General features: G+C 55.4%; 10 protein-coding genes and 1 tRNA gene. 9 read left to right on the top strand and 2 right to left on the bottom strand.

The features are described from left to right. Positions 1-73 precede the first annotated feature (73 nt). The 4 genes from zwf (at position 74) to AC2FIR_RS02280 (ending at position 5,620) form a co-directional block, all read left to right on the top strand. Positions 74-1,528: a glucose-6-phosphate dehydrogenase gene (gene zwf, locus AC2FIR_RS02265; RefSeq protein ID WP_496743932.1), complete on the top strand. Its 1,455-nt coding sequence runs from the start codon at positions 74-76 to the stop codon at positions 1,526-1,528. Next, entirely contained in the window at positions 1,525-2,196 is a 672-nt protein-coding gene (gene pgl, locus AC2FIR_RS02270) for a 6-phosphogluconolactonase (protein WP_496743934.1), read from the top strand. Before zwf ends, pgl begins: the two co-directional genes overlap by 4 nt. A gap of 5 nt (positions 2,197-2,201) precedes the next feature. After that, a complete protein-coding gene (pgi, locus tag AC2FIR_RS02275) occupies positions 2,202-3,812 on the top strand; it encodes a glucose-6-phosphate isomerase (protein ID WP_496761863.1) in 1,611 nt (536 codons plus the stop codon). A gap of 188 nt (positions 3,813-4,000) precedes the next feature. Continuing rightward, complete coding sequence (locus tag AC2FIR_RS02280) at positions 4,001-5,620, top strand: long-chain-fatty-acid--CoA ligase (protein ID WP_496743938.1); 1,620 nt, start codon at positions 4,001-4,003, stop codon at positions 5,618-5,620. A 21-nt stretch (positions 5,621-5,641) separates the two neighbouring features. On the opposite strand, the gene AC2FIR_RS02285 is transcribed toward AC2FIR_RS02280, so the two are convergent. Together AC2FIR_RS02285 and AC2FIR_RS02290 are read right to left on the bottom strand one after the other, a co-directional pair. Beyond that, positions 5,642-5,716, bottom strand: a tRNA-Asn gene (locus AC2FIR_RS02285). Positions 5,717-6,199: 483 nt separating this feature from the next. Beyond that, positions 6,200-6,457, bottom strand: coding sequence for a helix-turn-helix domain-containing protein (locus AC2FIR_RS02290; RefSeq protein WP_496743940.1), 258 nt, complete (start codon positions 6,455-6,457; stop codon positions 6,200-6,202). Between AC2FIR_RS02290 and AC2FIR_RS02295 the strand changes: the two genes are divergently transcribed. The 5 genes from AC2FIR_RS02295 to AC2FIR_RS02315 all read left to right on the top strand — a co-directional run bounded on the left by AC2FIR_RS02295 (position 6,420) and on the right by AC2FIR_RS02315 (position 9,211). Next, positions 6,420-6,911: a hypothetical protein gene (locus AC2FIR_RS02295; RefSeq protein WP_496743942.1), complete on the top strand. Its 492-nt coding sequence runs from the start codon at positions 6,420-6,422 to the stop codon at positions 6,909-6,911. The genes AC2FIR_RS02290 and AC2FIR_RS02295 overlap by 38 nt on opposite strands. A gap of 17 nt (positions 6,912-6,928) precedes the next feature. Then, complete coding sequence (locus AC2FIR_RS02300) at positions 6,929-7,888, top strand: hypothetical protein (RefSeq protein WP_496743944.1); 960 nt, start codon at positions 6,929-6,931, stop codon at positions 7,886-7,888. 1 nt (position 7,889) lies between these two features. Beyond that, a complete protein-coding gene (locus tag AC2FIR_RS02305; protein ID WP_192966889.1) occupies positions 7,890-8,465 on the top strand; it encodes a hypothetical protein in 576 nt (191 codons plus the stop codon). A 50-nt stretch (positions 8,466-8,515) separates the two neighbouring features. Then, entirely contained in the window at positions 8,516-8,806 is a 291-nt protein-coding gene (locus AC2FIR_RS02310) for an HNH endonuclease (RefSeq protein WP_192966890.1), read from the top strand. 99 nt (positions 8,807-8,905) lie between these two features. Then, positions 8,906-9,211 carry a hypothetical protein gene (locus AC2FIR_RS02315; protein WP_496743947.1) on the top strand — a complete coding sequence of 102 codons (306 nt, stop codon included), beginning with the start codon at positions 8,906-8,908 and terminating at the stop codon, positions 9,209-9,211. The last annotated feature ends 73 nt before the right edge of the window (positions 9,212-9,284 follow it).

Below are 9,284 nucleotides of genomic sequence, written 5' to 3' on the forward strand. Positions count from 1 at the left end.
GATGACCTGCGAGAATTGAAGGTTGATTGCGCTAACATTGGACATGCCGTCAGGGGCAAGGTAAGGAAAACCCATGGTTTCTCGTGTCATACCTGTGGACCCGTTCGATCTGGTCATTTTCGGCGCAACCGGCGATCTGGCAAAGCGCAAGATTCTTCCTGCGTTGTTCCGGAGGTTCTGTGCAAGGCAATGGCCCGACGATGTCCAGATCATCGGCGCGGCACGAGGGGATCATGACTGTCAGGGGTTCCGCGATATCGTGGCCGAATCTCTGCGTCAGCACGCGTCTCGGCATTGTCAGGACGAAACAGCGCTGGAAAGCTTCCTTCAACGTGTCGATTATGTCGCTCTGGACGGCCTGTCGACAGTGGGATGGGACCGGCTGGCGGAAAAACTGACAATCGATCGCATCCGCGCCTTTTACTTTTCGGTTGGTCCAAGGTTGTTTGGACCGTTGGCGGAGCGGATCAAATCCAACGATCTGGCGACATCGCAAACGCGGATCGTGGTTGAAAAACCTTTTGGGCATGATTTGGACAGTGCGCGGGCCCTGAATGCGACATTGGCGGCGCATTTCGAAGAAGGGCAGATCTATCGGATTGATCACTACCTGGGCAAGGAAACGGTTCAGAACCTGATGGCCGTCCGCTTTGGGAACATGCTGTTCGAACCGTTGTGGAACAGCCAGTATGTCGATCACATCCAGATCACCGTTGCCGAGACCGTCGGCATAAACGGCCGCGAGGAGTATTACGACCGCGCGGGTGCAATGCGTGATATGATGCAGAACCATCTGATGCAGCTTCTGTGCCTGATCGCGATGGAACCGCCGGCCAAGTTCGACCCGGACGCGGTGCGGGATGAAAAGCTGAAAGTCATTCGCGCACTGGACCCGGTTGAGCCGCACCACATCGTGCGCGGTCAATTTGCGGCAGGCGGCGGCATGCCCGGCTATCGTGACATTGTGGGCAACCCGCGTTCGACCACGGAAAGCTACGTGGCCTTGCGGGCCCATATCAGCAATTGGCGGTGGGCGGGGACCCCGTTCTATATGCGCACGGGCAAGAGGCTGGTGGCGCGGTCCTCGGTGATCAATGTGCAGTTCAAGGATGCGCCGCACTCGATCTTTGGTGAGGAATCCGGGCGGCATGCCAATGCGCTGTCCATCCGGCTGCAGCCAAATGAGGGCATCACGCTGAAAGTTACGATCAAGGAGCCGGGACAGGGAGGGATGCGCCTGATCGACGTGCCGCTGGACATGAGCTTTGCCGTTGCTCTGGGCCCCGAAAATCAGGACCCGCCGGACGCTTATGAACGGCTTGTGATGGACGTGATCCGGGGCAACCAGACCCTGTTCATGCGCGGGGACGAGGTCGAGGCGGCGTGGGCCTGGACCGACCCGATCATTGCCGGGTGGCAGGCGCGGGGCGACGTGCCGAAACCCTATGATACAGGCAGCACCGGTCCGGGCGACGCCGAGCAGCTGATGAAAAGAGATGGTCGCCACTGGCAAGGGATAAAGCCATGAATATTCAGGAATATGCAGACCGCGACATGCTGGCCATCGATGTGGCAAACGCGTTGGCCGGGGATCTTGAGGCGGCCTTGCTGCACCATGACGTGGTGTCTCTGGCTGTTCCGGGGGGCACGACTCCGGGGCCGATTTTCGACGGGCTTTGCGCCGCCAATCTTGAGTGGGACCGGGTATGTGTCCTGCCGACGGATGAACGCTGCGTTCCGGGGGATCATGACCGCTCGAACGAACGGCTCATTCGCGAACGTTTGCTGACCAGCCGGGCCTCGGTCGCGCAATATCTTCCGCTTTATGTTGCCGGAAAGGCGCCCGAAGAGATTTTACCCGAGATTGAAAGCCTTCTTGCCCCGGTTCTGCCTCTGTCGGTTCTGGTGCTGGGCATGGGAGAAGACATGCACACGGCATCTTTGTTTCCCGGGATGGACGGGCTCGAGGCAGCCCTGAGCAGCCACGCACCTACGTTGGCGGTGGCTCGTACCGAAGTTCAGCCCGAAGCGCGCATCACCCTGACCGCGCCGGTACTGGATGGGGCGCTGTCCAAACATCTGGTCATCTATGGCGCATCCAAGCGCGAGGCGCTGGAACGCGCAATGTCACTGCCGCCGGAAGAAGCGCCGATCGCCGCGGTTCTGAGCGGTTTGACGGTTCACTGGGCGGAGTGATGGCAATGCAGTTGGACACTCTCAAATCGCTGGCAACATCTGCGAAGGATCACAGCATTCTGGACCTGTTCGACAGCGACGCTGACCGGGCGCACCAGTTTTCGGCATCTGCCGGAGATCTGCTGTTCGACTACTCCAAAACCCTGATCAACTCCGAAATCCGTGATGCCTTGACCGGGCTTTGCGATTCTGCGGGTCTGGCCGACAAGCGTACCGCCATGTTCGGCGGAGAAAAAATAAATCAGACCGAAGGGCGCGCGGTCCTTCACACCGCGCTGCGAAATCTGGATGGCGGGCCGGTTGAGGTCGATGGTCAGGATGTGATGCCAGAGGTTCTGGACACGTTGCAGAGGATGCGCGTTTTTGCGGAAGAAGTACGCGGAGGCTCGATCGTTGGGGCAGGGGGCAGCTTTACGGATGTAGTGAATATCGGGATCGGCGGATCCGACCTGGGGCCGGTCATGGCGACCCATGCTCTTTCACCATACCATGACGGTCCAAGACTGCATTATGTCTCGAACGTGGATGGCGCGCATATCGCGGATACGTTGCGCCAGCTAGATCCCACGCGAACGCTGGTCATAGTCGCCTCCAAGACGTTCACGACCATCGAAACAATGACCAACGCCCGGACAGCGCGCGCCTGGATGCTGGACGGGGGCGGCGAACCGACCCGTCAATTTGCCGCCGTATCAAGCGCGCTTGACAAGACGCAGGCCTTTGGCATCCCCGAAGACCGCGTATTTGGTTTCGCCGACTGGGTCGGCGGGCGCTATTCCGTCTGGGGGCCAGTTGGCCTGCCGGTGATGATCGCCGTCGGGTCCAACTCCTTTGACGCGTTTCTGCGTGGCGGTCAGGCAATGGACCTGCATTTCCGGTCGGCTGAGTGGTCCGAGAATATGCCGGTGATGCTGGCGCTTGTTGGTGTATGGCACCGTCAGGTACTGGGCTATCCCAGCCGCGCCGTTCTGCCCTATGATCAGCGTTTGCTGCGTCTTCCGGCCTATTTCCAACAGCTTGAAATGGAATCGAACGGCAAGTCGGTCGCCATGGATGGCAGCCCGTTGACCGTGCCGTCTGGCCCGGTTGTCTGGGGAGAGCCGGGAACAAACGGACAGCACGCCTTTTATCAGCTGATCCACCAGAGCACCGACATAATCCCGTGCGAGTTCATGGTGGCCGCAGAAGGACACGAACCTGAACTGGCGCATCACCACCGCCTTTTGCTGGCCAATTGTCTGGCCCAATCCGAAGCGCTGATGCGCGGGCGTTCGCTGGACGAAGCGCGGTCGCGGATGGCAGACAAGGGGTTGAAGGGCGATGAGCTGGAGCGGCAGGCGCGTCACCGCCTGTTTCCGGGTAACCGTCCATCCTCGACGCTGATCTATCCAAAGCTGACCCCGTTTGTGCTGGGCCAGATCATTGCACTCTATGAACATCGGGTGTTCGTGGAGGGCATTTTGCTGGGCATCAACTCGTTCGACCAATGGGGCGTTGAGCTGGGTAAAGAGCTTGCTACATCTCTGGGACCAATCGTCGACGGCGACGAAAGTGCCGCGGAAAAGGACGGTTCGACCGCTGCCTTGGTAGACTACGCCCTACGTCACAGAGCCTGAATTCCCTAATAACACCGGCTCCCTTAGCGCGGTTTTGTACATTCTTTTATTGTCAGACAATTAAATGATTGGCAGGATTTGTCGGGGGTGACGCTCTGATCAGACCGCCGAGACTTGGTCCGGTGCAGATTGATGATCAGGGATCAGCGCTGCGGGCCTCCTGCGGCGCAGCCAAAGGGAGGATGCCCATGCTGGGACAGATGATGACGCAGCCAATGCTGATTTCGTCGCTGATTGATCATGCGGAACGCTATCACGGACAGACCGAGATTCATTCGGTAGAAACCGATGGAACCGTCACACAGACCAACTGGTCCGAGATTGCCCGAAATGCGCGTCGGCTTGCGTCCGCACTTACGCAACTGGGCCTGCAGTCGCAGAACCGGATTGGTACGCTTGCATGGAACAACCGCCGCCATCTGGAAATCTACTACGCAACCTCGGGTGCCGGGTATGTCTGCCATACTGTGAACCCGCGCCTGTTTCCCGAACAACTTACATATATCATCAACCACGCCAAGGATCGGGTCCTGTTCTTTGACGCGACCTTCATCCCTTTGGTCGCGGCGCTGCGCGACAAACTGAACGAAGTACAGCACTACGTACTGATGGGACCGAGAAATCAGGATGCCCTGTCGCAGATCCCAGGATTGCAGTTCTATGACGAGCTACTGGAAACCGGCAAGGCGGACTTTGATTGGCCCAGCTTTGATGAAAATACCGCTGCGGGCCTGTGCTACACGTCCGGAACAACCGGGAACCCAAAGGGGGTTCTGTATTCCCATCGTTCGACGGTGCTGCACAGCTTTGCGTCGAACGCTACGGATGTCATCGGGTTTTCGGCGGTTGATGTGGTCCTGCCGGTGGTTCCGATGTTTCACGTCAATGCCTGGGGGTCGCCCTATGCCTGTGCCATGTCCGGATCACGCATGGTTCTGCCTGGCCCTGATCTGCACGGGGAAGCGCTGGTCAAGCTGATCGACAAATATGGCGTTACGCTGGCCATGGGTGTGCCGACGATCTGGCAGGGTTTGCTGGCATATGCCGAACAGTCCGGCAGCAAGCTGGCCAGTCTGAACCGTACGGTGATCGGTGGTGCCGCATGCCCGCCATCAATGATCGAAACGTTCAGGGAATCCTATGGTGTCGACACGGTGCACGCCTGGGGCATGAGCGAGATGAGCCCCCTGGGCACTGCAAATGTTGCTTTGGCAAAACACCGTGACCTTCCGGTTGAAGAACAGCACAGGTTGCGCGAAAACCAAGGTCGCCCGCCGTTTGGGGTCGAGCTGAAAATCGTGGATGACGCAGGCAACGATCTGCCGCACGACGGACAGACGCAGGGCGACCTGTTGGTGCGTGGGCATTGGGTGCTGGACAGCTATTTCCGGATGCAGGACGAGGACCTATTGCAGGATGGCTGGTTTGCGACCGGAGACGTCGCCACGCTGGACGCGGACGGATACATGACGATCCGCGACCGGTCCAAGGACATCATCAAGTCGGGTGGCGAATGGATCAGTTCGGTAGAACTGGAGAACATTGCCGTTGCGCATCCTCAACTGGCCACGGCCGCCGTCGTCGGCGTACCACACGCCAAATGGGGCGAGCGCCCACTGCTGGTGGCGGTCCGCGCCGAGGGGCAGGATCCGGCGCCGGACGAGATATTGTCGTTCTTTGATGGGAAAATCGCCTCGTGGCAAATCCCGGACAAGGTCGTCTTTGTCGACACCCTTCCACTGAGTGCAACCGGCAAGGTGATGAAACGCATTTTGCGTTCAGATCACGCGAATGCGCTGACCGGTTAAGCTCTTGGTTTTCTGGAATTTTGGCTCCGGCGGTAGGGATCGAACCTACGACCAATTGATTAACAGTCAACTGCTCTACCGCTGAGCTACGCCGGAACTGAGGTGCGTGTATCAACAGGCAAAGCGGAGGTCCAGATGCAAATACGTTTTTTTGAGGGGTGAAGTACAAGTTCCTCTGATCTGATACGGCGGCGACTCAAGGCGGACTTTCCTTGACGGCGCGGCCAACGGTCTCGTTGAGCCCAAAGACGGCATTCAAACTTTGTATTCTACCGCCCTTCAGAAACCAGATTGCTCTGAGTATTCTACAGTCTTTTTGGCCAGCCCGCCCAGAGGGTCAATATGCCCAACGACCACAAATCCTCATAAGTATCAGAATTCATTCAGTTTATTGAGCTAAGGCCCTGTTTGGCCTTTTGCCTAGCAATTTTCGGCTTTTCCCTTTATTTGTAATTGTTTGATAATCTTTGATAAATCGCTAAAAAATAATAATAATTTAACCGCGTTGCGCGAAAGAACCGGAGGGCGGGGGTCGCGGCAGGAAATCCGAAGCTTGCGAACCGCCCCCGTCCTTAGAAGCTAGGCGGATTGGCGATATGCACTCGGAGTTTCACCGGTCCACCTTTTGAATGCAGTCGAGAAAGCGGCGGAGTCTGCGTAGTCCAGAATGAATGAAATTTCGGAAACGTTGATGCCATCTTTCAAATAAGTTTTGGCGAGATCACACCTTAGCTCGTCGACGATTTCTCGGTAACCTAAGCCTTCCTCATTCAACTTTCTCGCAAATGTCCTTTTGCTCATGCCAAGACAAGAGGCAATTTCTTCTGCTGGCAGCATTCTTCCCGGTACAGAAGAGGAAATCTGGCGATCTGAACTATTTGCTTATGTGGCCGCGCAAAACAAGCTTGGAGCGCCCGTCTTGTTCTCGCACAAGACTGTTCCTGACCTGATAGACCCAGCGATTCAGTCCAAGAAAAAAGCGTTGGAGCGGCATCATCTCTTCCCTCGTGCATTCCTCGAAAGAAACGGCGTAGCCGAGCGACGTATGATCAACCAAATGGCCAACTATGCCCTTTTGGAGTGGCCGGACAATCTGGAAATCAGTGATGACGATCCAAAAGATTACGTCCCAGCGGTGGCGGAGAGGTTTGCCGACACCGAGTGGAAGCTCATGCATGAAATGCATGCATTGCCCGATGGCTGGGAAAACTTGACATATGATGAGTTTCTTGAGCAGCGGCGCAAACTCATGGCGAGCATTATCCGCCGTGGGTATGAAAAACTAATTTGAAATTAAGGAGTTGATTAATGGCATTGCCTTCGAATTACCGCTGGATTGTGGTTGGAAAGTTGGCGATCCGAAACCGCGCTAATGCTCCGCACTATGCGCCGGATTTTGTGATTGGAGACTTGATTAATGCACTCGGTGACAGGATTGCCCGAAACGATGTACATCGTCCGTACTCCAAAAATTCCCGGATCATGTGGTGCGCTGATCTTGATGAAGACGACCACTATCATCGTCTGATTTTGCAGGTCGGTGACAAGAACGTTTCTGGCGTATCGTTTCTTCACTTCGAGACGCTTGAAACGCGTGACATAGAAAAAGATGAGGAAGAAGGCGGGCACTATGCCGCGCACATCCTTATCAGGAAAACACCAGATCAGCATGGTCGGCACTTGATTATGATCGAGAAGGTGCCTGGCATCTATCTTTCTTCAGTCAAAGATCATTTAGCCTGGGTTTGCAAAAGCGCCCTGTACGAGAAGGAAGTGCAAGATGACGATGGTAATCCCAAGCGGTTTCGACCTGTTTTTGAAATCGATGGGCACCAGTCCAGAACGATCCGGGAAGCGCTGAGGACGGGTACGCTTCAGGACATCGAGTTCATCAGCCACGAAGAAAACCATGAAGACGGCTTGGATGAAGATCCAATCGTCGAAGAGGTGGTCCATGAGGCCAGGTGGGAAGTGAAAAAGAGAGTCTCGGAAGATCAAGCGCGCACAATCTTCGGTCGAATTGGTGGTTTCCTAGGAGGTTTTCGCGGCGGCGCGGACGACACGCAGATTTTCGTAAGGATCAAAGCTGCTAACGGACAAATTAAACGTACGGAGGTCCACCACAATGGTGATGAAATCCTCGAACAGGCTTTTGTTCAGAACGAAATCGTTAACGACTTTGACCCACCTTTGACGCAGCGCTACGAGGCGTTCCGGCACGACATGATTCAGAAGATGCTCGAAGTCGCCAACAATGTAGGCGACTGATATGGCTCTTCAAAAACACACCAAGGTCTTTACGGTCTTCTCGTTCCTTCGCCTCCGTAGCCCCGACATCTATTGGTACCAATGGGTTTATCCGACAGTTTTGTTTGCATTGACTTACGGTGGGTACCAGTTCTGGGGGGATCAATTTCTGTCGTTCGACAAAGACAAGATGATTGGGGATATCAATGCGCTGATGGGTATCCTTGTCGGGTTTTACATCGCAGCGCTCGCAGCGGTGTCGAGCTTTTCGAACGAGAACCTTGACCAGGTTATGAAAGGGCGTGCGCCCACCTTAACAACCGTGCGCAAAGGTGATGAAATCAAGGAAACTCTCACCAGACGGCGGTTCCTCGCCATCCTTTTTGGATACTGTGCAACTCTGGCAATCGTTCTTTACGTTTTTGGTGTTGTCCAAGCCCACATGACGATCGTGCAATCTTCTGTAGCCTGGGCCCAAGCGTTGTTGAGCATAGCCGGATACGTTGCTTGGGGGCTTTACGTATGGATTATCTCAAGTCTTCTCGTCGTGACCCTGCTGGGGCTTCACTACCTCGTTGAGCGGATGCATAGGGCGTGAGAACATGTACGAAATGCGGTGGCACGCGATTCAATTCTTGGAACAGGTGCATGGATTGCCGCAATGAGCGCGCCAAGCGGCGCGCAGAGCGCATCAAAGCGAACGGCGGATCGCACACCAAGAAAGAGTGGGAGACCCTCCTAGCAGCGTCTCCAAGATGTGCTGAATGCAAGCGGGAATGGTGTGAGATACCAGCAAGGCCCGACAAGCGCTATAAGCATGTCTGGACCAAGGCACACATCGTGCCAGTCTATCATGGTGGTTCAAATGACATCAGCAACATTCAAGCCGAATGCTACCAATGCAATTTTAAGAAAAATGCTGGCCGCTTGAAGAAGTAGCGTGCAGTAATCCAGGACAAGGACGATGTTGTAGCGTTTAGAGTAAGCGAGAGTTATGCGGTGAATTCATTCAAAGTTCCCACTTTTCAGGAGCTTGCAGTGCCGATATTGAAGCATATCCGGCATGATCACACAGCTTGGCGTGAACTTCGCAAAGATGTGGCAAAATCATTTGGTGTGCCGCCCAACGGGTTCTCCGTTTCTAACCCTGTGGGTAGCAAGAACTCCTTTCAGGCAAATTTCGATCTAGCGTTTGCTCATCTCAAACAGGCTGGCTTGGTTGTGCAAGAACGGCGGCCAAAGCCCGCAAATCCTAGGAAACTTCAGGCAGTTATTTCTCTGACGCCGGATGGTATTCAAGTGCTGATGTCCGGCGGGACCGTAGAGTTTCCAGAAGCAACGTAACCGCCCGATTTAGACCGTCTGCCGCGCTGCATGATCAGATTTTATAAGACGTCGTTACTGACGTGGATAACGA

The organism is Ruegeria sp. CDSB136, from assembly GCF_059610965.1.

Coding starts and splice junctions, on each gene's coding strand:
- zwf (WP_496743932.1), top strand. CDS start 74: ATGGTTTCTCGTGTCATACCTGTGGACCCGTTCGATCTGGTCATTTTC.
- pgl (WP_496743934.1), top strand. CDS start 1,525: ATGAATATTCAGGAATATGCAGACCGCGACATGCTGGCCATCGATGTG.
- pgi (WP_496761863.1), top strand. CDS start 2,202: ATGCAGTTGGACACTCTCAAATCGCTGGCAACATCTGCGAAGGATCAC.
- AC2FIR_RS02280 (WP_496743938.1), top strand. CDS start 4,001: ATGCTGGGACAGATGATGACGCAGCCAATGCTGATTTCGTCGCTGATT.
- AC2FIR_RS02295 (WP_496743942.1), top strand. CDS start 6,420: ATGCCAAGACAAGAGGCAATTTCTTCTGCTGGCAGCATTCTTCCCGGT.
- AC2FIR_RS02290 (WP_496743940.1), bottom strand. CDS start 6,457: ATGCTGCCAGCAGAAGAAATTGCCTCTTGTCTTGGCATGAGCAAAAGG.
- AC2FIR_RS02300 (WP_496743944.1), top strand. CDS start 6,929: ATGGCATTGCCTTCGAATTACCGCTGGATTGTGGTTGGAAAGTTGGCG.
- AC2FIR_RS02305 (WP_192966889.1), top strand. CDS start 7,890: ATGGCTCTTCAAAAACACACCAAGGTCTTTACGGTCTTCTCGTTCCTT.
- AC2FIR_RS02310 (WP_192966890.1), top strand. CDS start 8,516: ATGGATTGCCGCAATGAGCGCGCCAAGCGGCGCGCAGAGCGCATCAAA.